The sequence below is a fragment of the Oscillospiraceae bacterium NTUH-002-81 genome (assembly GCA_032620915.1).
Lineage (GTDB): Bacteria > Bacillota > Clostridia > Lachnospirales > Lachnospiraceae > JAGTTR01.
On the sequence record CP136052.1, the window covers coordinates 1,462,478 to 1,486,039 of the forward strand.

A 23,562-nucleotide genomic window follows, 5' to 3' on the forward strand; every position below is an offset into this window, starting at 1 on the left:
AGCAGCAGAAAGGCAGGGGCATTATGGATATGGAGAAAGATAACCGGGAAGAGACGCTGGAAGAACTTTTCGGCAGACTGGACCGGATCATTGCGAAGCTGGAAGACCGGGATACGACGCTGGAGGATTCCTTTGCTGCCTACGAGCAGGGCGTCCGTTATCTGAAAGCGTGCAACGACAAGATCGATAAAATAGAGAAAAAGATGCTGGTCATCAATGAAAGCGGTGGTTTGGATGAGTTTTAAAGAGACACTGAACAAAAAAGTAACAGAGGCAGAGAAAGTCATTACCGCCTACCTTCCGGAGGAGGCCGGTTTTCAGCGGACGGTTATTGATGCCATGAATTACAGCGTGCAGGCCGGAGGCAAACGACTGCGCCCCATTTTTATGAAGGAATGCTACACGCTGTTTGGCGGTAAGGGAAAGGTCATTGAGCCGTTCATGGCAGCCATGGAGATGATCCACACCTATTCCCTGGTGCACGATGATCTGCCGGCTATGGATAACGATGAGTACCGCCGGGGCAGAAAGACGACCCATATCATGTACGGGGAAGCCATGGGCATTCTGGCCGGGGACGGTCTTCTGAACTATGCCTTTGAGACGGCCATCAAGGCTTTTACCGTGGATCCGGACAACCGGCATATCCCGGCGGCCTTGAAGATCCTGGCAGAAAAGGCAGGCATTTACGGCATGATCGGCGGTCAGACCGTGGATGTGGAATCCGAGGGCCTGCCCCTGGACCGGGAGAAGCTGGATTTTATTTACCGGCTGAAGACCAGTGCCCTTATCGAGGCATCCATGATGATCGGGGCGGTGCTGGCAGGGGCATCGGAAGAACAGGTGGCCCGGGTGGAGGCGGCTGCGGCGGATATCGGCCTGGCGTTCCAGATCCAGGACGACATTCTGGATGTGACCAGCACCACAGAGGTGCTGGGCAAACCGATCCACAGTGATGAGAAAAACCATAAGACAACATACGTGACGCTGGAAGGTCTTGACAAAGCGTCCAAGGATGTGGAGGAGATTTCCGGGCGTGCCCTGGATGTGCTGAAAACGTTCCCGGGCAGAAATACATTCCTGGAGGAACTGGTGGCATATCTCATCCACAGAGAGAAATAGAGGGATTTTGGCGTGCAGTTAGAGAAAATCAATCAGGTGAATGATATCAAACAGCTGAATAAAAAGGAACTGGAAGAGCTGGCGGAGGAGATCCGCAGGTTTCTGATCGAGAAGATCAGTGTGACCGGCGGACATCTGGCGTCCAATCTGGGCGTGGTGGAGCTGACCATGGCGCTGCATCTGTCCTTTGATCTGCCAAAAGACAAGATCGTCTGGGATGTGGGACACCAGTCCTATACCCATAAGATCCTCACCGGACGGAAGGACGGCTTTGATACGCTGCGGAAATTCGGCGGCATGAGCGGCTTCCCCAAGACAAAGGAGAGCGACTGCGACTGCTTTAACACCGGTCACAGCTCCACGTCCATTTCCGCAGGTCTGGGCCTTGCCATGGGAAGAGATGCCCTGGGGGAGGACAACTATGTGATCTCCGTCATCGGCGACGGCGCCCTCACCGGCGGCATGGCCTACGAGGCGCTGAACAATGCCTCCCGGATGGAGACGAATTTTATCATTGTGCTCAACGACAACAACATGTCCATTTCGGAAAATGTGGGTGGCATGTCCCGGTATTTAAGCGGTCTGCGGACAGCCACGGCCTACACGGAGCTGAAGGAGGGCATTTACAATTCCCTGAACAGCATTCCTGTCTACGGGGAAAAGATGGTAAACGGCATCCGCCGGACGAAAAACAGCCTGAAGCAGTTCGTCATCCCGGGTATGCTGTTTGAAAATATGGGCATCACTTATCTGGGCCCGGTGGACGGCCATGATATCCGCCAGCTGCTGCGGGTATTCCAGGAGGCCAAACGGGTGAAAGGGCCGGTGCTTGTCCATGTACTGACAAAAAAGGGCAAGGGCTATGCCCCCGCAGAGCGGCATCCGTCCCGGTTTCACGGCGCGGAGCCCTTCGAGGTGGAGACGGGACTGCCTTCCAGCCGGAAGGCCAAGGCCGGCTATACCGATATCTTTTCCACGGTCATGCGGAAAATGGGTGACCGGGACGAGAAGGTGGTGGCGATTACCGCAGCCATGCCGGACGGTACCGGCCTGAAGCGGTTCCGCAATATGTTCCCCCAGCGTTTCTTCGACGTGGGCATTGCGGAGGAGCATGCGGTGACCTTTGCCGCAGGGCTGGCGGCAGCAGGCTTAAAACCGGTGGTGGCGATCTATTCGTCATTTTTGCAGCGGGCTTATGACCAGATCATCCATGATGTCTGTATCCAGAAGCTGCCGGTGGTGTTTGCGGTAGACCGGGCAGGACTGGTGGGCAGCGATGGGGAGACCCATCAGGGCATTTTTGATATTTCTTATCTGACCAGCATTCCCAATATGACGCTGATGGCGCCAAAGAACAAATGGGAGCTGTCGGATATGCTGAAATTTGCCATCAACTTTGACGGCCCCATTGCCATCCGCTATCCCAGAGGGGAAGCTTACGACGGGCTGTCCCAGTTTCGGGCACCGGTGGCTTACGGCAAGAGCGAGGTGCTCTACGACGAGTCGGAGATCGCCCTTCTTGCCTTTGGCAGCATGGTGAAGACGGCAGAGGAAGTGCGGCGGCAGTTAAAAGCCTGCGGCTATCAGTGTTCCCTCATCAACGCGCGGTTTGCCAAACCGCTGGACGGGGAGATGCTGAAAACAGTGGCATCCGAGCATAAACTGCTGGTGACACTGGAAGAAAATGTGGAAAACGGCGGTTTTGGAGAGCATGTGCTCCGGTATCTGACAGAGAATCATCTGCAGACGGAATTCCTGGCATGTGCCATTCCGGATGAATATGTGGAGCACGGCAACGTGGGGCTTCTGAAACAGGAAGTGGGAATTGATGCCCGGACGATCACCGAAAAAGTGATCACCACATATGTGTCCTCCTGCCTGACAGAGGAGTAGGGATCATGAAAGAACGTTTGGATGTATTGCTGGTCAAAAAAGGACTGGCAGAATCAAGAGAGAAGGCTAAGGCCATCATCATGTCCGGCAACGTGTTTGTGAAAGGCATGCGGGAGGACAAGGCGGGCTCCATGTTTGACGAGGCGGCGGATATTGAGGTGCGCGGCCATGTGCTCAAATATGTAAGCCGGGGCGGCCTGAAGCTGGAAAAGGCCATGGACAATTTTGACGTGGTGCTGGGAAGGCAAGGTGTGCATGGATGTGGGTTCCTCCACCGGCGGTTTTACCGACTGCATGCTGCAGAACGGCGCGGTGAAGGTATATTCTGTGGATGTGGGACACGGCCAGCTGGCCTGGAAGCTCCGGCAGGATCCACGGGTGGTGTGCATGGAGAAGACGAACATCCGCTACGTGGTGCCGGAGGACATCCAGGAACCACCGGCCTTTGTATCCATTGATGTGTCCTTTATCTCGCTGACCAAGGTGCTGCCGCCGGTGAAGCAGCTCATGACGCCTGACGGCCAGATCGTCTGCCTGATCAAGCCCCAGTTTGAGGCCGGTCGGGAAAAGGTCGGCAAAAAGGGCGTGGTGCGGGATCGCGCCGTCCATGAAGAGGTCATTGAAAAAATCGCGGATTTCGCAGGCAGCATCGGTTTTGAACTGCTGAACCTGGAATTTTCTCCGGTAAAAGGGCCGGAGGGAAATATCGAATACCTGCTTCATCTGCAAAATCACGGGGACGATACGCCAAGACCCGAGCGGCCCTTTGTGGTGTCAGATGTGGTGACCCGCGCCCATGATGCGCTGGATCAATAACGGCTTCTTCGGAAAAGGAAAAATTTATGGAACATTTTTATATCATAGCGAACAGTGAAAAGCCGGAGAGTGTGACGCTGCGGGATAAAATTGTCGGATATTTGAATCGCCGCGGCAAAACGTGTTCATATCAGGAAAATGCGCAGCCTTCGGAAAATCATGCATACTCGTTTACAGACCCGGCCAGGGTGCCCGAGGACATCGATGCGGTGCTTGTGCTGGGCGGTGACGGGACGGTGATCCAGGCGGCCCGGGATCTGGCCAGGCGGGACGTGCCGTTTCTTGGCATCAATGTGGGAACGCTGGGGTACCTCACAGAGGTGGAGGCATCCGAGTACGGACAGGCGCTGGACACCCTCATCCGGGGAGAATATTATCTGGAAAAACGGATGATGCTGTGCGGCGAGGTTTTCACAGAGGAAGGGAAAACCTACGCAGGAAAGGCGCTGAACGACATTGTCATCAGCAGACAGGGCGTTCTGCGTGTGGTGAATTTTCAGATTTTTGTCAATGGGCGGTACTTGAATTCCTACAATGCAGATGGTATGATTATTTCAACACCGACGGGATCGACAGGGTATAATCTGTCCGCCGGAGGCCCGATCGTGGAGCCGGGGGCGGAGATGCTGCTCATCACGCCCATCTGTCCCCATACCCTCAACGCCAGAAGCATCGTGCTTTCCGGCCATGACCAGGTGGAGATCGTCATCGGCCCCGGACGGAAGATGGAGAAGGACAGAGCCGTGGCTACCTTTGACGGAGATACGGAGATTGGTCTTGTCAGCGGGGAACGGGTGAAGATCCGCCGTTCCATCCACGCCACAAAGCTGATCAAGCTCAATGACCAGAGCTTCCTGGAGGTGCTCAGCAGAAAGCTGATGTAAGGAAGCATATATAGAGAGAAAATGGTTAAAAGGAATAAAACAGACAATGGGAGGATACCACAGTTGAAGACAGCCAGACATGCCAAGATTATTGAAATCATCAATAAATACAACATAGAGACGCAGGAAGAACTGGCAGACAAGCTGAATGAGGCCGGTTTTCAGGTAACGCAGGCCACCGTTTCCAGAGATATCCGGGAGCTGAAGCTGATGAAGATATCAGAGAATGGAGAGCGCCAGCGTTATGTGGTGTTCCAGAACAAAGAGGGATGGAAGAGCGAGAAATACATCCGCGTGCTGCGGGATGGCTTCGTGTCCATGGACATGGCCCAGAACATCCTCGTCATCAAGACCGCGTCCGGCATGGCGATGGCCGTGGCGCTGGCGCTGGATGAGTTGCACTGGAATGAGATCGTGGGCTGCGTGGCCGGGGATGACACCGTCATGTGTGCCATCCGTACCGTGGACGACACCCTCATCACCATGGATAAGATCAATAAGGTTCTGCAATAGTTCTGTCATACATGAGAGAGGCCGCATTCATGCTTGCATGAAAAGCGGACTGTCGAAATGGATGAAGAGAGCGCCCGATGATGAGCAAAAATAAGCTGCGAAGCAGCGGAAAGCGCGGCAGCGCGGTTTTGCGAATGGCGCGACAGAACGATTGTGACAAGATCACAAAATAGTGAAAAGCGCGATCGCGCGGCGGAACTGTTGGAATAATTAAAATTAGGAGAGATACGTGTTAGTAAGCTTAATGGTAAAGAACCTGGCACTGATCGAGTCGGCAGAGGTCACCTTCGGCAAAGGCCTGAACATTTTATCCGGTGAGACCGGTGCGGGTAAATCAATTCTGATGGGATCTGTGAATATGGCACTGGGCGGCAAGGTGTCCAGAGATGTGATTCGCACAGGGGCGGACTATGCCTATGCAGAGCTGACCTTCACGGCGGAGCCGGGTGTGCAAAAATGCCTGGCGGATCTGGACATTTATCCGGAGGACGGTGTCTATGTGTTTTCCAGAAAACTCATGGGCACGAGGAGTATCTGCCGCATCAACGGGGAGTCCTGTTCGGCGGCTGTGATGAAGCAGGCCGGGGAATATCTGCTGGACATTCACGGGCAGAATGAGAACCAGACGCTGATGAAAGCCCAGAGGCAGCTGGAACTGGTGGATGCTTACGCGGGAGATGCGGCGGCCGCAGCCCTTGCCAAAGTACAGAAGTGCTACGCCGAGTACCAGTCTCTCCGCAAAGAATGGGAAGAAGAGACCATGGACGCAGCACAGCTGGCCAGAGAGGTCTCTTTTGCACAGTTTGAGGTACAGGAGATCCAGGATGCGGCCCTTCGTCCCGGGGAAGATGAGGAGCTGGAGGAGCAGTACCGGAAGCTGACCCATGCGAAAAGCATCGCGGAGGCACTGGAGACAGCTTATGCCCAGACCGGTTACGATTCCGGCAGCGGTGCCGGGGAAGCCGTCGGCAGGGCAGTCCGGGCACTTTCCGGCGTGATCGCTTATGACAAAGGGCTGGAAGGCCTGCATGAGCAGCTCATGACCATTGATTCCCTACTCAACGATTTTAACCGGGAATTACAGGATTATGCGGATGCTGTCACCTTCGGCCAGGAGGACTTCTACACGGTGGAGGAACGGCTGAACCTGATCAACCATTTAAAGGATAAATATGGAAGCACCATAGAGAAGATCCAGTCCTATTGCCAGGAGAAGGAATCTTATCTGGAAAAACTGGCATCCTATGAGACATACCGGCAGGAGCTGAAGGCAAAAACCGATGCTGCGGAGAAAAAGCTGGCAGAAGCTTCGAAGAAGCTAAGCGGGATCAGGCAGAAAGCGGCGGCTCAGTTTGCTACAGAGGTGCGCCATGCACTGGAGGATCTGAATTTTCCGGCAGTCTGCTTTGAAATCCGCTTTGAGACGCTGGATCATTATACCGTAGGCGGCACCGATGGGGTGACCTTCTATATCTCCACCAACCCGGGGCAGCCGGCGCGGCCCTTGAAGGAAGTGGCTTCCGGCGGTGAGCTTTCCAGGATCATGCTGGCGGTGAAAGCAGTGCTGGCAGACAGGGATGCCATCGGGACACAGATCTTTGACGAGATCGATGCGGGCATCAGCGGCCGGACGGCCCAGAAGGTGTCCGAGAAATTAAGCGTCATTGCCGGTCGGCGGCAGGTCATCTGCATTACCCATCTGCCCCAGATCGCAGCCATGGCAGATGCCCATTTCCTCATTGAAAAACAGGTGGAAGCAGGCAGTACCCATACCGTGATCCGTGCATTGGATCACGAGGAAGAGACGGTGGAGCTGGCCCGGATGCTGGGCGGCGTGCGCATCACCGATGCCGTGCTGCAAAATGCGCGTGAAATGAAAGAATTGGCAGATCGTACAAAAAATAACGGGTGTGAAAATCAGACGGAACTCTCATACTAATCAGGAGAAGTCCGGGAGCTGCTGCGGAGCAGGAAAAGCTTCGCTGTGGTTCCCGGACTTTTTTTGCGCGAGCAACGAGCCAAAGTCCGGGCTTGCACGAGACCTTGGCGACTGCCGCGACAACCATGAGAAACTCGCAAAGCGTGTTTCTTATGGTTATGTGGTTATGGTTAAATTTTATGGGAGGTGCAGGTCTGGTGGAGAAACGGAAAAAAGTGTATCGAAGATTGCTGTGGGGACTGCTGGCGGGAGGCATCATCGGCCTCTGCCTGTATGTTTTCTTCTTTTTTTATCGACGGATCCCGGACGAAATCCGCCTGAACGTGCAGGAGACGCAGCAGTTTGACTGGGGGCTGCCGGTGAGCGCCAGCTTCGGCGGCACCTCCGTGTATGAAAACAGTGAGGCACAGGGAAAAGAAATCCATGTCAATATGGCAAAGCCCTTCTCCCTCTGGGGAAAAGCGGAGGGCAATTTCGTCATGCGCTGCCGCCTGTTTGGCGTGATTCCGCTGAAAACGGTGGCGGTTTCCGTGCAGCCCCGGCAGTATGTGACACCCGGGGGCATACCCATCGGCATTTATCTGCACACCAACGGTGTACTGGCCATCGGGACCAGCCCGGTGACGGCCTTTGACGGGGCGGATTTGGAGCCTGCCCGGAATATCATCCGGTCGGGGGATTACATCGAGGCGGTGAACGGACAGACCATCGGGGAAAAGGACGCCCTGGTGGAGGCCGTGGCAGCCTGCGGCGGGGAAAGCCTAGTGCTGGGCGTGCGAAGAGACGGGGAAGAGATGGAACTGAAGGTAACACCGGTGCTCTGTGCGGACGGTTCTTATCGGCTGGGCATCTGGGTGCGGGACAACACCCAGGGCATCGGCACCCTGACCTACGTGGATGCCAGCCATCATTTCGGTGCGCTGGGGCATGGCATCAACGATATCGACACCAGTACCCTCATGGAAATCGACGGCGGCAGTGTGTATGAGGCAGAGATTCTGTCCATCGTAAAGGGAGAAAAAGGAACGCCGGGGGAGCTCATGGGCATGATCTCCTATGAGCGTTCCCGGAAACGGGGCATCATCGAGTGCAACACCACTGCCGGTATTTACGGCACAGCGGAAAAGACCCTGCTGGCCGCCTGTGAGAGCGAACCTGTGGAAGTGGGGCTCAAACAGGATATCGAGATCGGCCCTGCTTCCATCCGCTGCTGCCTGGACGGTACCTACCGGGAATACGGCATCCAGATCACCGAGATCCGTCTGTCCGGAGACAGCGTCAACAAAGGCATCATCTTTCAGGTCACCGATGAAGCACTGCTGGACGCCACCGGCGGCGTGATTCAGGGCATGTCCGGGGCACCGGTGTTCCAGAATGGGCGGATTGTGGGAGCTGTCACCCATGTGTTCGTCAACGATCCGACGAAGGGATATGGAATCTTTATCGAAAATATGCTGGTACAGAAATTTTCGTAGACATCCCCTGTCGAAAAATATATAATTGAAAAAGACGAAGGGGAATGAGAGGGGTGAACCATGCCGGATAAAAAGAAAAGTGCATTGACAGATATGGAAATGGAGATGACTGCGCTTCAGAACATTCATGAAGCGCTTGGTTCCGGTGCGTGGAAGCTGGAATATAATGCCGAAGGCGAGATGGTTTCCTGCCGGTGGTCGGATACGATGCGGCACATGCTGGGATTTACTTCGACAGAGGATTTCCCAGATGAATTTTCCTCCTGGTCTGACCGGCTTCATCCGGAGGACAGGGAATATACGATGGAGGAATACCGCAGCACCGTAGAGGACTACACCAGCCGGAAAACCTACGATGTGGAATACCGGGTGGCTGCCAAGGACGGTACATACCACTGGTTCCGGGCCGCAGGGCGGCTGTCACGAAGAGCGGACGGTTCTCCCATCGCCTTTGACGGCGTGTTTATCAATACCGATGAAAAGCATGAGACCGATGAAAAGCTGCACCGGGCGCTGCAGGAGGTGGAGAAGGCCAGAAATGAACTGCTGCTGGAGCATGAGGTAGTCTCTGCGGTCAGCCGGGTATACTTTTCCATTTACAGTATTGATCTTGTCAATGATTTTTACGAGGAAATATCCGGCAGAGAGCATGCGGTGCACCGTCTGACAGGCAGCGGAGCGGGAGCACAGGCAAAGCTGGATGAGCTCTGCAGAACGCTTGTGGCGACGGAGTACCAGAACGCGGTCAGCGGATTTTTTTGACCTGTCTACGGTTTCGGCGCGGATGGGTGCATCCGATGTGATAGAGATTGAGTATCTGGCGGCGGACGGCAACTGGCATCAGGCCCGTTTTATCGAGAAAAAGCGGAATGTGGGCGGTCAGGTGACCCACATTCTTTATGTGACAAGAATCGTCAGCTGGCAGAAGCAGCAGGAGATGGAGCAGGAGCGCCTGCGGGTTGCTTACCAGGTGGCAGAGAGTGCCAACGCGGCGAAGACGACCTTCCTCCTGAATATGTCCCACGATATCCTTACGCCCATGAATGCCATTCTGGGCTATTCGAAGCTGATGCGTGACCGGCTGACAGATCCGCAGCTGCTGCATTATCAGGAGATGATCGAGCAGTCCGGCAATCTGCTTCTCTCTATCATCAATAACGTGCTGGATATGGCGCGGATCGAGAGCGGCAAGATGGAGCTGGATGAGGATTACAATAAGACCGGCAATATCGTCAGCGGCGTTTGCAGTGTGTTTGAGATGGAAGCCCGGAAAAAGAATCTGACCATCACCCATGATGTGCAGGTAGAACATCCGAATATCATCTGCGACCGCACGAAAATGCAGGAAATTCTGACCAACATCATCAGCAATGCGGTGAAATATACACCGCCGAACGGCAGGATCACGATCATAACGAGAGAACTGCCCTGCGAGCGGGAGGGGTATATCCGGGTCGCCACATCTGTGGAGGATACAGGGATCGGTATGAGCAGGGACTTTCTGCCTCATCTGTTTGATTCATTTTCCAGAGAGCGGGACACCACCACGGCCAAAGTATCGGGCTCCGGTCTGGGAATGGCCATTGTGAAGAGCCTGGTGGATCTGATGGGCGGCACTCTGGAGGTGGAAAGCGAACTGGGGAAGGGAACCAGATTCACCGTGACGGTGCCCCATAAGATCGCAGATGCAGCATATTATGAGAAAAAACGGCTGTCTGCGATTTCCGCAGAGGCTGATTTTACGGGAAAACGTATTTTGCTGGCGGAGGACAATGAACTGAATGCGGAGATTGCCACGCTCATTCTGGAAGAAATGGGATTTACGGTAGACTGCGTGGAGGATGGTATTTTCTGCGTGGACAGGCTGGAAAAGGCGCCTGCTGGAACCTATGACCTGATCCTGATGGATATCCAGATGCCGAACATGGACGGCTATAAGGCGACGCAGGTGATCCGACGGCTGCCGGACAGGGAAAAATCCGGGATTCCCATCATTGCCATGACTGCCAATGCCTTTGAGGAAGACCGGAAGAAGGCGCTGGAGATGGGCATGAACGATCATATTGCGAAGCCTATTGATGCGGCCCGGATCCGGGAAGTATTATCTTCCATATTAAAAGCATGATCCGACAAGAAGAGTCTCAAACAGACTCTTCTTTTTTTACGGCCAAACAGCATCTTTGAAAAAAATTTTTGGCATATAAAGGAAGGTGGATCAGGGATCTGTGACAGAGGATGCTGCAGGGAACGCCTGAATGGCGAAAAAATCACGGATTTTTCTGTATATTTTTGAGTGGATATTGGAAAAATATAAGTATTTTTTGGAAGAAGTACCTCTTTCTGGATGAGATTTTTTGAAAAAATGGGAGTGAAGTGGGAGGGCTTTGTACAGGATGGAAAAAATATTTTTGCTTCAGAAGCTATTTTTTCTCTTTTTTTTTACACAGAAAATATTTCCGTGAGGGAGAATTTTGAGACTAAAGTAAGGTATATTTGCAAATGCACTGCCTTGTTTGTTCGAAAAATTAAGAAAAGTTTCGATATTTTTTAAAAGAATGATGCAAGACAACACAATGGACGACACAATTTTTCGGAAAATCCTTAATAATTTGCCGAGACCTGTCGAAATAAGTTGATAACTTCTGATTGCCGGGCTAATAAGGGATTATTATAATAAAAAATAACCTTATTCAACGATAAAAAGAAAATGTAAACTTGAGGAGTGTGACAGGTATGGATAAGATTCGTGTTGCAATAGCAGATGATAACAAGCTTATGGCTAATGTACTGGAAGAGATCATTCAACAGGATCAGGATATGGAGATTGTCGGAAAAGCATCGGATGGAGAAGAGGCCTATCAGCTGATTCGTTCCAAGCATCCGGATGTCATGCTGCTGGATATTATCATGCCCAAACTGGATGGATTAAGTGTCATGGATAAGGTACACAATGACAGTGAACTGACGAAACGGCCGGCATTTATCGTTGTCACTGCGATCGGTCAGGAGAAGGTAACGGAGAATGCATTTGCCATGGGTGCGGATTATTATATTATGAAGCCTTTTGACGGGGAGATGATCCGCAGAAGGATCAAACAGATGCGGCCGGGAATGACGGCGGCAGCCAGAGGAGCAGCGGAGCGTTCGCCGTCGAAAGAGGCAAGAGAGGGTTACATAAACCGCAATCTGGAGACAGATGTTACCAATATGATCCATGAGATCGGCGTTCCGGCGCATATCAAAGGGTATCAGTATCTGCGGGATGCGATCATCATGTCGGTGAAGGATATGGATATGCTGAACTCCATTACGAAGGTGCTGTATCCGACGATTGCCAAGGTGCATCAGACCACGCCCAGCCGGGTGGAACGGGCGATCCGGCATGCCATCGAGGTGGCATGGAGCAGGGGAAAGATGGATACCATCGATGAACTGTTCGGCTACACGGTCAGCAATGGGAAAGGAAAGCCCACCAATTCAGAGTTTATCGCACTGATCGCAGACCGGATCCGCCTGGAGTATAAGACGCGGGCATAGGGAACCTTTTTGGCATTTGCAGAAATCATAAGCTGACTCTTTAAAAAGTAGCTTCTTTTTGGTATAATGATTCTATAAGTACAGACAATTACGGGACATCATCATGAGCAGGGAGGAGTCAAGCATGAAAAAGGTGTTATTTGTCGCATCAGAGGCAGTTCCATTTATCAAGACCGGAGGTCTGGCGGACGTTGTCGGTTCATTGCCGAAGTGTTTTGATAAGAAGGAATATGATGTACGGGTGATCATTCCCAAGTACATGTGCATGAAGGACGAATGGAAGAGCCAGCTGAAATATCTCGGCCATTTTTATATGGATCTTGCGTGGAGAAGCCAGTATGTGGGTATTCTCGAGATGAAATACAATGATATCCAGTATTATTTTATCGACAATGAATATTATTTTGCCGGACCAAGGCCTTACGGCAATATTTATGAGGATGTGGAGAAGTTTGCATTCTTTTCAAAAGCAGTGTTATCGGCGCTCCCTGTCATTGGATTCCAGCCGGATGTCATTCACTGCAATGACTGGCAGACCGGACTGATCCCGGTATTTCTGAAGGATGGTTTCCACGAGAACAGCTTTTTTGAACATATGAAGTCTGTCATCACCATTCACAACCTGAAATTCCAGGGGGTATGGGATATGAAGACGATCAAGGACATTACAGGCCTGCCTTCTTATTATTTTACACCGGATAAGCTGGAAGCATACGGGGATGCCAACTATCTGAAGGGCGGTATCGTGTATGCGGATGCGATTACCACGGTGAGCCGGACCTATGCAGAGGAGATCAAGACACCGTTCTATGGTGAGGGGCTGGACGGTCTTCTGCGGGCACGGTCGAATTCCCTTCGGGGCATCGTGAACGGCATTGATTACGAAGAGTACAATCCGGCCACCGATCAGTTCCTGGATAAGCACTATACGATATCCAACTGGCGCAGGGAGAAGAACAAGAACAAGCTGGCGCTGCAGAAGGAGCTGGGCCTGAAGGAAGATAAGAAGGTCATGATGATCGGTATTGTTTCCCGCCTGACGGATCAGAAGGGCCTGGATCTGATCGATTATGTGATGGATGAACTGTGCCAGGATGCGATCCAGCTCGTTGTCCTCGGTACAGGAGAAGAAAAATACGAAAATATGTTCCGTCATTTTGACTGGAAATATAATGATAAAGTATCGGCCAACATTTTCTATTCAGAAGATCTTTCACACAAGATTTATGCGGCGTGCGATGCCTTCCTGATGCCGTCGCTCTTTGAACCCTGCGGCCTGAGCCAGCTTATGAGCCTGCGGTATGGCACCCTGCCGATCGTCCGCGAGACAGGCGGTCTGAAGGACACGGTGGAGCCCTACAATGAGTATGAGGGCACCGGAACCGGTTTCAGCTTCTGCAATTATAATGCCCATGAGATGCTGGCGACGATCCGCTATGCAGAGCATATCTATTATGACAAGAAGCGGGATTGGAACAAGATCGTAGACCGTGCCATGGAACAGGATTTCTCCTGGAATACGTCTGCGGCACAGTATAAGGAAATGTATGACTGGCTGATTGGCTAGAGATGTGGGGCGCCCGGGAAACCGGGCGCTCTGTTTATGTAGAAAAAACACGGATGTGGTATGGAGTGACGTTCAGCCGCGCCATTCGCAGAATCGCATCTTCGATGCTTCCCGCTGCTTCGCAGCTGATTTCTGCTCATGATCTGGCGCTCAGTTCGTGCGTATTTGCGAGGCCATCTTTCCATGCGAGCATGGAATCTGCCCGCACAAAACGCACGGCTGAACTGTTTGTGCATATTCACGATTGCGCGGGCAGCTATTTCATGCTATGCTTACAGCAGATCGTTTCTGCTGACCCGTTCTGTTCGGTATTTTTTATCGTTCATATCTGACGACATTTCTGTCGCCTGCATTTCTGCAGGCAAAATCAGTTGACATTTTGGAAAAAATATACTAGTATTATCTTAAGAAACGAACATAAGTTCGAACAAGAGTTTTCATTGTAAAAGGAGAAGAGTATGGCAAAGGAAGACAGAAAAGAAGAGAAATTAAAGGCGCTGGATGCAGCGCTTGGACAGATAGAGAAGCAGTATGGCAAGGGTGCAGTGATGAAGCTGGGAGATACCAGTGCGCACATGCAGGTGGAGACCGTTCCGACAGGTTCTCTGAGCCTGGATATTGCCCTGGGACTGGGCGGCCTTCCGAAGGGCCGTGTGATCGAGATCTACGGGCCGGAGTCCTCCGGTAAGACGACCGTGGCGCTGCATGTGGTGGCAGAGGTGCAGAAGCGGGGCGGCATTGCAGGCTTCATCGATGCGGAGCATGCCCTGGATCCGGTATATGCGAGAAATATCGGTGTGGATATTGACAATCTGTATATCTCTCAGCCGGATAACGGCGAGCAGGCGCTGGAGATCACAGAGACGATGGTGCGTTCCGGTGCCATGGACGTGATCATCGTAGACTCTGTAGCGGCGCTGGTGCCCAAGGCAGAGATCGACGGCGATATGGGAGATTCCCATGTGGGTCTGCAGGCAAGACTGATGTCCCAGGCACTGAGAAAGCTGACAGCTGTCATCAGTAAGTCCAACTGTATCGTTATTTTCATCAACCAGCTGCGTGAGAAGGTCGGTGTCATGTTCGGCAATCCGGAGGTAACCACCGGCGGACGTGCCCTGAAGTTCTATTCTTCTGTCCGTATGGATGTGAGAAGGATTGAGGCGTTGAAGCAGGGCGGGGAGATGGTCGGTAACCGTACCCGGATCAAGGTTGTGAAGAATAAGGTGGCTCCGCCGTTTAAGGAGGCAGAGTTTGATATTATGTTCGGCAAAGGAATCTCCAGAGAGGGGGATATCCTGGATCTGGCGGCTGAGTGCGGCGTCATCAACAAGAGCGGTGCCTGGTATGCATATAATGGTGAGAAGATCGGGCAGGGCCGGGAGAATGCGAAGCAGTATCTCCGGGACAATCCGGCGGTGATGACAGACGTGGAGCAGAAGGTACGGGAGCACTATGGTCTGCCCGCGGACGGCGCAGGGGAGACGAAGACTGCACAGACGGATGCACCTGCGGATGATCAGGAACTGTAAGACGGATGCTTGTGACAAAGATAGAGCCGGTGACCCGCAGCAAAAGCCGGATCTATGTGGATGAACGGCGCTGGTGTACGCTGTACAATAAGGAGCTGTACCGGTACAGCCTGCGGGAAGGACAGCCGGTCAGTGACGGGGTATACGGGGAGATCATGGGGGAGGTTCTGACAAAGCGGGCGAAGCGCAGAGTGCTTTACCTGCTGCGTTCCATGGATCGGACAGAGCAGCAGCTGCGGCAGAAGCTGAAGGAAGGAGATTACCCGGAAGAGATCATCGATATCGCCATTGCCTATGTGCAGAAGCTGCATTATCAGGATGACCGCCGGTATGCGTCCAATTACGTGGATTACCGGAAGAAGAATAAGAGCAGGCTCCAGCTGAAGCAGGAGCTGTACTGCAAAGGGATCCCGTCGGATATGACAAAGGAGATTCTGGAAGAATATTCATCGGATGAGGAGCGGGAGGCTATCCGGGGATGGCTTCGCCGCAAGGGCTATGATCCGGCAGAAGCGACGCCGGAGAGCCAGCGGAAAATGTACGGATTTCTCATGCGCAAGGGCTTTCGGATGGAGGATGTTCTGGCAGCCATGCGGATGGAACAGTTCTGAAAAAGGATTCGTAACCTGCAAAAGGTTTGCTTGACATCATACGAAAAAAAGTATAAAATTTAACTGTTGTATTTGTATGTGTACAATGAAAATTTAATAAGGAGGAGGTGCTCCTGTGACGGCAGCAACGATCATTGCTGTAGTGGTTACGCTGATCGTGGCGATCCCTCTTACTTATGCAGTTACCGTATCTTACCGCAAGAAGGTTGCGGAGGTTAAGATCGGCAATGCAGAAGATAAGGCGAGAGAGATCATCGATGAAGCTGTGAAAACTGCTGAGACGAAGAAGCGGGAAGCGCTGCTTGAGGTCAAGGAAGAGTCCATTAAGACCAGAAATGAACTCGAAAAAGAAATCAAGGAACGCAGAGCGGAAGTACAGCGGACAGAGCGCAGAGTTTTATCCAAAGAGGAATCTCTGGATAAGAAGCTGGAAGTCATCGAGAAGCGGGAAGCAAGCTACACAGCCAAAGAAGAAGAACTCAAGAAAAAGAAATCAGAAATTGAGAAACTTCATGAGCAGAGCGTGCAGGAACTGGAGCGAATCTCAGGTCTTACCTCCGACCAGGCAAAAGAATATCTTTTAAAGACTGTTGAAGACGAAGTAAAGAGTGACACTGCTAAGATGGTGAAAGAGCTTGAAAGCAGGGCGAAAGAAGAAGCAGGCAAGAAAGCGAAAGAGTATGTAGTAACAGCCATCCAGAGATGCGCTGCCGACCATGTGGCCGAGACAACGATCTCTGTGGTACAACTTCCAAACGATGAAATGAAAGGCAGAATCATAGGACGTGAGGGACGGAATATCCGTACACTCGAGACTATGACCGGTGTGGATCTCATCATTGACGATACACCGGAAGCAGTTATTTTATCAGGCTTTGACCCGATCCGCAGAGAGGTGGCAAGAATTGCCCTCGAGAAGCTGATTGTGGACGGACGAATCCATCCGGCCAGAATCGAGGAGATGGTCGAGAAAGCACAAAAAGAAGTTGAAACTATGATTCGTGAAGAAGGGGAAGCCGCCGTCCTGGAAGTTGGCGTGCATGGCATTCACCCCGAACTTGTCAGATTACTCGGAAGAATGAAGTTCAGAACAAGCTATGGTCAGAATGCGTTGAAGCATTCTATCGAAGTGGCTCATCTGTCAGGCTTACTTGCCGGTGAGATCGGACTGGATGTCCGTGTGGCAAAGAGAGCCGGACTGCTGCATGATATCGGTAAGTCCATCGACCACGATGTCGAGGGCTCCCATATCCAGATCGGAGCTGACTTGTGCAGAAAGTACAAGGAGTCCCGGATCGTTATCAATGCGGTAGAAGCTCACCATGGTGATGTGGAACCGGAATCTCTGATTGCATGTGTGGTACAGGCAGCAGATACCATTTCTGCGGCACGTCCGGGCGCAAGAAGAGAGACATTAGAAACATATACAAACAGACTGAAACAATTGGAAGATATTACAAATACGTTCAAGGGCGTAGACAAATCTTTTGCAATTCAGGCGGGTAGAGAGATTCGTGTTATGGTAGTTCCAGAGCAGGTTAGTGATGCAGACATGGTATTGTTAGCACGAGATATTTCCAAGCAGATTGAAGCTGAGTTGGAATATCCTGGACAGATAAAGGTAAACGTGATACGCGAAAGCCGCGTAACCGATTACGCCAAATAGGAAAAGAGAAGTGTCGAGAGACTGTAGGTGATTACAGCTCCCGGCACTTTTTTTCTAATCTTAAGTTTCGATTAAGAAATATTAAAAATCCTAAACCTCGCTTGACATTGCCCGGGTTTATGGTGTAAAAGTGTGTACATGAACAAATTTTCGAAAGAAGTGGGGCCAGTATGGGGAGCAGAGAGTATACAGAAGAACAATCTCTTGTAGGGCTTACAGAGGCAGAAGTACAGGAGCGGATTGCCGCAGGACAGACGAATCGTGCGGATATTACCACGGAAAAGACGACAAAGCAGATCATTTTGTCGAATACACTGACTTATTTCAACCTGATTTTTCTTGTTCTGGCTATTCTTCTTATCATTGCCGGTTCTTTCCGGAATCTGACATTTCTGCCGGTGGTGATTGCCAATACGGTCATCGGCATTGTGCAGGAGCTGCGGGCGAAGAAAACACTGGATAAAATGAACATGCTGCATGCACCGCATACAATCGTACTCCGGGAAGGCAGACAGATCCAGATTGCTTCGGTGGATCTGGTGAAGGATGATGTGATCCTGCTTCGCGCAGGCAACCAGATTTGTGCGGATGCCTGTGTGCTTCAGGGCAGTGTGGCGGTGAATGAATCGCTTCTGACCGGAGAATCGGATGAGATCCGCAAGGAGCCAGGTAACCGTCTCATGTCGGGCAGCTTTGTGGTATCCGGACAATGTTATGCAAGACTGGAACAGGTGGGCAATGATTCTTATATTTCCCGGTTGACAGCGGAAGCGAAGCAGATGGGTGACGGAGAACCTTCTGAGATGATCCGGTCGGTGAACCAGCTGATCAAATGGGTGGGAGTAATCATCATCCCGGTGGGGGCGGTGCTGTTTGCCCAGGCTTATTTCATGAATAATGAGACATTTCAGAAAAGCATCATTTCCATGGTGGCGGCGGTTACCGGCATGATCCCGGAGGGACTGTATCTGCTGACGACCATGGCGCTGGTCATGGGAACGGTGCGCCTGGCAGGCAGGAATGTGCTGCTTCATGATATGAAGAGCATTGAGGCACTTGCCCGGGTAGATGTGCTCTGCGTGGATAAAACAGGCACCATCACAGAACCTGGCATGCAGGTGGCACAGATCGTTGCAGCGAAAGCTTACCAGGAGGCGGTCGGACAGGGAGAAGCCGGTCAGGCTGCATGCAAGCAGGAAATGTCTGGTCAGACAGCGGCTGAGATAGTGGAAAATCTGTTGACAGATTATGCGGCAGCAGTGCCGGATGATAACGAAACGATGCAGGCGCTGCGGGAATACCTGCAGAAACGAAAAGCAGAGAAGGCAAAGCAGACATCCTCCGGCCGCCAGACGGGGAACCGCTTCCGGGCACAGGCAGTTCTTCCCTTTTCGTCCTCAAGAAAATACAGCGCGGTGACCTTTGCGGAAGGAAGCTTTGCGTTTGGCGCCCCGGAGTTTATTATGGGCAGCCGCTATGAATGGATCCGGCAGGAGATCGCACCGTATCAGCAGAAAGGATATCGGGTGCTTTTGCTGGCGGCCTGTTCCTCTGTAAATAGCGACGGAACGCTGGCGGGGGAGGTTTCTCCGGTGGGATTCGTGATTCTCTCCAATCCGCTGCGGAAGAATGCGAAGAAAACCTTTGCCTATTTCAAATCCCAGAAGGTGACCGTGAAGGTCATTTCCGGAGATAATCCCCAGACGGTTTCCGAGATCGCCAAGCTGGCGGGCATTGACCACGCGGACGAATATGTGGATGCCGGAAGCCTGCGGACAGAAGAAGAGCTGCAGGAGGCGGCACTTCGCTATACGGTATTTGGCAGGGTGACACCCAGGCAGAAGCGTCTGCTGGTGCAGGCATTGCAGAACGCCGGACACACGGTAGCCATGACCGGCGACGGTGTCAACGACATTCTGGCCATGAAGGATGCAGACTGCAGCATTGCCATGGCATCGGGAAGTGAGGCGGCTGCCCAGGCCGCCCAGGCTGTACTGCTGGACTCCGATTTCGGCCACATGCCCGATGTGGTGGCCCAGGGACGACAGGTCGTAAATAATATCCAGCGTTCCGCCAGCCTGTTTCTGGTGAAGAATATATTTTCCCTGCTGATGGCGCTGTTTTCTGCTGTGTTTGCCATCACCTATCCGCTGGAACCGTCTCAGATCTCTCTGATCAGCATGTTTACCATTGGTGTGCCGGGATTTTTGCTGGCGCTGGAACCAAACCGGGAACGGATCCGGGGGCATTTCATGACCAACGTCATGCTGCGGGCACTTCCGGCGGGAATCACCGATGCGCTGGCCGTGGGCGCACTGGTCACCTGCGGGGAAGTTTTCCGGATTCCAGGGACGGACATTGCCACGGCATCTACCATGCTGCTGTCGGCGGTGGGCTTCATGATCCTCATCAAGATCAGCCAGCCGTTTAACAAAGCCAAGTACGCTATCGTCATTGGAAATATCTGCGGCCTGATCTTCTGCGGCATTTTCCTGGGACAGCTGTTTGCCATCAGTGCCATGTCCCGGATCTGCGTGCTGCTGATGATCGTGTTCACCTTTGCGGCAGAATCTCTGTTCCGCTATCTGACCATTCTGGCCGGAAAAGTAAACAAAAGGCATAATGAAAAATAGTATCTGAATGGAAAATGCGTTGTTTGAAAAAAATCTGGCAGAAAAATAAAATTCTCTGTCAGATTTTTTGCGTAAAAAAGAATTATGTAATGAGCGAAAAGAAAAAAGGGAGCGACGCTGTAAGAAAAAGGGGGGATATCTGTGGCAGATGAGATCGGCAGACTTTTGAAGGAAGATCCGGCGCGGGGCGTGGATGCGGCCATGCACGCCTATATGGGGCTGTGTTTTATGATTGTCCGCACCCGGCTGGCCGGGATCGGCACAAAAGAAGATATGGAAGACTGTGTCAGTGAGGCGTTTATGGATTTATATGAAGCGAGGGACAGGTTTGATCTGGAGAAGGGAACGGTGAAGAGCTTCCTGGCGGTGCTGGCTGCCAGGCGGGCATCGGACTGCTGCAGGCAGCTGTTGAAGCAGCAGACGGCATCCCCGGAGGAACTGGAGCTGGTGGGCAGCCGTTGTCCGGAGCTGGAGCAGCTGCCGGGGCGGATGGAGCTGCTGGAGGCATTGGAAGGCTTAGGAGAACCGGATCGGGAGATCTTTCTCCGGAAATATTATCTGGGCCAGCGGACGAAGGAGATTGCCCGGGCACTGAATCTGCGGGAGAATACGGTGGATCAGAAGGTGGGAAGAGGTTTGAAGAAGCTGCGGGTATGGCTGGAAGGGAGGCGCCAGTGATGAAGAAAGAGCAGAAAAAGAGGACGGAGATCGGATGCGGAGCCGATGACTTACGTGTGGGTACGGGCAGAGACGCAGATGGGACGGAAAACGGGGATATCAACAAGGATAGAGAGCTGGACATGAGGATCGGGATGTATGCGGCTTTGGATGTGCTTGAACCGGAGGACGTGGAGGCATTTCTTTCCAGAATCCCGGAAGAGACTTGGAGTGAGGATCGGCTGGAGAACATGGTGTCCGATTTGGAAAATAATCATGCGTGTGATGGGGAAGAAGACCGGATTTCCGTACAGAAGATTCGTGATCGTGTGCAGCAACAAGTTTCAGAAAATTTGAAAGAGAATGCGGAAAATCAAGCCGGGGAAGGTATTACCCGACAAAATTTCGAAACAGTGAATCGAAAAAAAGTCAAGAGTAATCACTTTTCCTGGCGAAGACTGGCGGGTGCCGCCGCGGTGGCGGCACTGGCGCTGCTAGTATGGCAGAAGGATACGGTGTATGCAGGGCTGAGGCGGATGCTTCGTCTCGTGCCGGGGGTGGCGGTGTACGAGGAAAACGAGGCGGCCTGGTATACGGTTGTACCGGTGAATGTGCGTTTTTCCTGGCAGGGGTGGATCTATGAGCTGCAGGAGGGCTATGTAGAGCGGATGCCGGATCAGGCCGGTCTGACGAACCGGGGACGGCTGGTGATCCGTCTGACGGCACAGAAGGATTCTGTGTCAGCGGCAGAGAGCGAACAGCAGGCTTCAACCGGTGACCCTGCAAACATGCGGGAAAATACGCAGGAAAACACGCAGCAGGAAGTTGGATTGGCGGATGCCTCCTATTTTGGGGATAACCGCCTTTACAGAAGAAAAAAGGATTCCCAGGATACATGGGAACTGCTGACCGACGGCGGAAGCGGGTTCGGTACGGAGCAGACAGAGGATGATGAGGCAGGGCCGAAGAAGATCGTGATCGGAAAAGAGAACCTGCGCATGGATGATTTTTCCACAGAGGATGAATATTGTTTTGGAACAGCGGGTGGAGACGGGCTGATCTTTACTTTGCGGGAGCCATCCTACGAGGCAATTCTGCAGGCCAGAACGGAAGGGAATGCCAGCGAAGCCGGGACGGCAAATGAAATCACCGCGAATGCAGAGAAATCAAATCTGGAGAAGGAAATTCCGGGAGAGACGGATAAAAAGGAAGATGAAAGAATCAGTGGGGCAGACGGAATAGAACTTCGTCTCGCGGTGACCGCGGAACAGACGGATGACAGCCTGCTGATCAGCTATTACCCCTATACCGGACGAACGGATATGACGATGCAGATTCCTTATTTTCCCACATATGAGATACTTCCGGCCTGTATGGATAACGGCACGGATGTGCGGCCGTGGATGTCGTATGGGGAGGAAAAGGTGTATGCGCAGGCGTGGAGAGAAGAGAATGATCGGTATTCGGATCTTGTGACTACCACATTTCCCGTGATGCAGGAGAAAGAGGGCACACTCCATGTTCCTTATGTCCAGATGAAAGAACAGACTGATCCCATCACGGCGACACTGGAAGACGGGCAGGAGACGAAGGAGCTGGGGCAGACGCTGAGCTTTGCCCGTGCGCAGGTGCGGCTGGAGCGTCTGAGAAGGATCACGGATGCAGAGTGCGAGACATTATTGGGAGAGCAACTGGACGGTGATACCAGTGCCTGGCTGCTGGAACTGACGGTGCTGCAGGAGAGTGACGGCTGGCTGCTGCAGAAGCTTTCCGTGCAGGCTGACCGTTATCCCTACAGTACGGTACTGCCGGTATTTACTGATGGGAAGCTGACAGGGATGCTGTTATTCTTTAACGACGGAAATACGTATCAGGAAGAAAGTTTGTCCAAAAGTTCCAACAAAGGATCGGTGACAGACTACAAGATAACCGCAAATGCAGAGCCCGACATGGAGACAGATATAGAATCCGAGGAAGCGCCAGTGACAGAATTCAGGAGAAATGCAGAGACCAGGAGAACGCCAGCCGCAATCCAGTTAAAAATCGGTAGCCCCTCTTACCTGTATCACAGCGATTTTGTCATCGGGCCAATTCGAAAATAATTTCGAATTTTCTTAAAAAACAATAACTGAATTGACTTTCTTTTCCCAAATGCGTATTATTTTCAATAAGCCTGTAAGATCATGGCTGTGAAAAGCGTGATCAAATATAGGAATATGCGGGCATGTTGGAGGATGCTGCCTGCAACAGGAGAAGAAAAGGCGGGATGAATATGAGAGAACGATTCAGCAGATTTATGGCAGGGCGCCACGGAAGTGACGAATTTTCACAGTTTCTGAGCTATGTGGCGCTGGCCTGTATGCTGCTTGCGCTGGTCTTTCGAAAAGGCTACTGGAATATCATCATACTGGCATTGCTGATTGTTTGTTATTACCGGATTTTTTCGAAAAATCATCAGAAACGGTACGAGGAGAATCAGAAGTTCCTGGCGGCTAGGGCACGGTTTCTGTCCTGGTTTCAGAAGGAGAAATATCTGCTGGGCCAGCGGAAGGATTACCGGATCTACACCTGCCCGGGCTGTAAACAGAAGATCCGTATTCCCAAAGGAAAAGGAAAAATTGTTGTAAAATGCCCGAAATGTCACACGGAATTCACAAAGAAGAGTTAAAATAAAGATCGTGAAAGACAGAAAAGGGAACGTCTTGTAAGCGGGAGAATTT

At 52.1% G+C, this 23,562-nt stretch carries 19 protein-coding genes and 1 pseudogene; all 20 read left to right on the forward strand.

Annotation, left to right across the window (positions count from 1 at the left end):
- The first annotated feature begins 23 nt into the window (after positions 1–23).
- A complete protein-coding gene (gene xseB / locus RJD28_06945; protein ID WNV59210.1) occupies positions 24–245 on the forward strand; it encodes an exodeoxyribonuclease VII small subunit in 222 nt (73 codons plus the stop codon).
- Positions 235–1,122: a polyprenyl synthetase family protein gene (locus RJD28_06950; protein WNV59211.1), complete on the forward strand. Its 888-nt coding sequence runs from the start codon at positions 235–237 to the stop codon at positions 1,120–1,122. Before xseB ends, RJD28_06950 begins: the two co-directional genes overlap by 11 nt.
- Positions 1,123–1,134: 12 nt before the next feature.
- Positions 1,135–3,015, forward strand: a complete 1,881-nt coding sequence (gene dxs, locus RJD28_06955) for a 1-deoxy-D-xylulose-5-phosphate synthase (GenBank protein WNV59212.1) — start codon at positions 1,135–1,137, stop codon at positions 3,013–3,015.
- Between the two features lie 5 nt (positions 3,016–3,020).
- Positions 3,021–3,831: pseudogene (locus RJD28_06960) on the forward strand (TlyA family RNA methyltransferase).
- A gap of 26 nt (positions 3,832–3,857) precedes the next feature.
- Positions 3,858–4,715: an NAD(+)/NADH kinase gene (locus tag RJD28_06965; protein WNV59213.1), complete on the forward strand. Its 858-nt coding sequence runs from the start codon at positions 3,858–3,860 to the stop codon at positions 4,713–4,715.
- Between the two features lie 63 nt (positions 4,716–4,778).
- Complete coding sequence (gene argR / locus RJD28_06970) at positions 4,779–5,228, forward strand: arginine repressor (protein WNV59214.1); 450 nt, start codon at positions 4,779–4,781, stop codon at positions 5,226–5,228.
- Positions 5,229–5,457: 229 nt separating this feature from the next.
- Entirely contained in the window at positions 5,458–7,167 is a 1,710-nt protein-coding gene (gene recN, locus RJD28_06975; protein ID WNV59215.1) for a DNA repair protein RecN, read from the forward strand.
- Between the two features lie 197 nt (positions 7,168–7,364).
- On the forward strand, positions 7,365–8,642 hold the full coding sequence (spoIVB, locus tag RJD28_06980) for a SpoIVB peptidase (protein ID WNV59216.1): 1,278 nt from the start codon (positions 7,365–7,367) through the stop codon (positions 8,640–8,642).
- Positions 8,643–8,702: 60 nt separating this feature from the next.
- Positions 8,703–9,404, forward strand: coding sequence for a PAS domain-containing protein (locus RJD28_06985; GenBank protein WNV59217.1), 702 nt, complete (start codon positions 8,703–8,705; stop codon positions 9,402–9,404).
- A 37-nt stretch (positions 9,405–9,441) separates the two neighbouring features.
- The gene (locus RJD28_06990; GenBank protein WNV59218.1) at positions 9,442–10,767 is read left to right on the forward strand and encodes an ATP-binding protein; all 1,326 of its coding nucleotides are present in this window, start codon (positions 9,442–9,444) and stop codon (positions 10,765–10,767) included.
- 608 nt (positions 10,768–11,375) lie between these two features.
- A complete protein-coding gene (gene spo0A, locus RJD28_06995; GenBank protein ID WNV59219.1) occupies positions 11,376–12,179 on the forward strand; it encodes a sporulation transcription factor Spo0A in 804 nt (267 codons plus the stop codon).
- A gap of 124 nt (positions 12,180–12,303) precedes the next feature.
- Positions 12,304–13,746 carry a glycogen synthase GlgA gene (gene glgA, locus RJD28_07000; protein ID WNV59220.1) on the forward strand — a complete coding sequence of 481 codons (1,443 nt, stop codon included), beginning with the start codon at positions 12,304–12,306 and terminating at the stop codon, positions 13,744–13,746.
- Positions 13,747–13,799: 53 nt separating this feature from the next.
- Entirely contained in the window at positions 13,800–14,078 is a 279-nt protein-coding gene (locus RJD28_07005; GenBank protein ID WNV59221.1) for a hypothetical protein, read from the forward strand.
- Between the two features lie 126 nt (positions 14,079–14,204).
- A complete protein-coding gene (gene recA / locus RJD28_07010; protein WNV59222.1) occupies positions 14,205–15,275 on the forward strand; it encodes a recombinase RecA in 1,071 nt (356 codons plus the stop codon).
- Between the two features lie 11 nt (positions 15,276–15,286).
- A complete protein-coding gene (locus RJD28_07015; GenBank protein ID WNV59223.1) occupies positions 15,287–15,886 on the forward strand; it encodes a regulatory protein RecX in 600 nt (199 codons plus the stop codon).
- A gap of 115 nt (positions 15,887–16,001) precedes the next feature.
- Complete coding sequence (rny, locus tag RJD28_07020; GenBank protein ID WNV59224.1) at positions 16,002–17,552, forward strand: ribonuclease Y; 1,551 nt, start codon at positions 16,002–16,004, stop codon at positions 17,550–17,552.
- A 170-nt stretch (positions 17,553–17,722) separates the two neighbouring features.
- Positions 17,723–20,185: a cation-translocating P-type ATPase gene (locus tag RJD28_07025; protein ID WNV59225.1), complete on the forward strand. Its 2,463-nt coding sequence runs from the start codon at positions 17,723–17,725 to the stop codon at positions 20,183–20,185.
- Positions 20,186–20,326: 141 nt separating this feature from the next.
- On the forward strand, positions 20,327–20,863 hold the full coding sequence (locus RJD28_07030; GenBank protein ID WNV59226.1) for a sigma-70 family RNA polymerase sigma factor: 537 nt from the start codon (positions 20,327–20,329) through the stop codon (positions 20,861–20,863).
- Positions 20,863–22,944, forward strand: coding sequence for a hypothetical protein (locus RJD28_07035; GenBank protein WNV59227.1), 2,082 nt, complete (start codon positions 20,863–20,865; stop codon positions 22,942–22,944). The genes RJD28_07030 and RJD28_07035 overlap by 1 nt, the downstream gene beginning before the upstream one ends.
- 170 nt (positions 22,945–23,114) lie before the next feature.
- Positions 23,115–23,510: a hypothetical protein gene (locus RJD28_07040; GenBank protein ID WNV59228.1), complete on the forward strand. Its 396-nt coding sequence runs from the start codon at positions 23,115–23,117 to the stop codon at positions 23,508–23,510.
- Positions 23,511–23,562 lie beyond the last annotated feature (52 nt).

What these genes read in the sequence shown, in the direction of transcription:
- RJD28_07005 (WNV59221.1), top strand. Translation starts at nt 13,800, where the DNA reads ATGTGGTATGGAGTGACGTTCAGCCGCGCCATTCGCAGAATCGCATCT.
- RJD28_07035 (WNV59227.1), top strand. Translation starts at nt 20,863, where the DNA reads ATGAAGAAAGAGCAGAAAAAGAGGACGGAGATCGGATGCGGAGCCGAT.
- spo0A (WNV59219.1), top strand. Translation starts at nt 11,376, where the DNA reads ATGGATAAGATTCGTGTTGCAATAGCAGATGATAACAAGCTTATGGCT.
- RJD28_06965 (WNV59213.1), top strand. Translation starts at nt 3,858, where the DNA reads ATGGAACATTTTTATATCATAGCGAACAGTGAAAAGCCGGAGAGTGTG.
- RJD28_07040 (WNV59228.1), top strand. Translation starts at nt 23,115, where the DNA reads ATGAGAGAACGATTCAGCAGATTTATGGCAGGGCGCCACGGAAGTGAC.
- recA (WNV59222.1), top strand. Translation starts at nt 14,205, where the DNA reads ATGGCAAAGGAAGACAGAAAAGAAGAGAAATTAAAGGCGCTGGATGCA.
- xseB (WNV59210.1), top strand. Translation starts at nt 24, where the DNA reads ATGGATATGGAGAAAGATAACCGGGAAGAGACGCTGGAAGAACTTTTC.
- RJD28_06985 (WNV59217.1), top strand. Translation starts at nt 8,703, where the DNA reads ATGCCGGATAAAAAGAAAAGTGCATTGACAGATATGGAAATGGAGATG.
- RJD28_07025 (WNV59225.1), top strand. Translation starts at nt 17,723, where the DNA reads ATGGGGAGCAGAGAGTATACAGAAGAACAATCTCTTGTAGGGCTTACA.
- RJD28_06950 (WNV59211.1), top strand. Translation starts at nt 235, where the DNA reads ATGAGTTTTAAAGAGACACTGAACAAAAAAGTAACAGAGGCAGAGAAA.
- glgA (WNV59220.1), top strand. Translation starts at nt 12,304, where the DNA reads ATGAAAAAGGTGTTATTTGTCGCATCAGAGGCAGTTCCATTTATCAAG.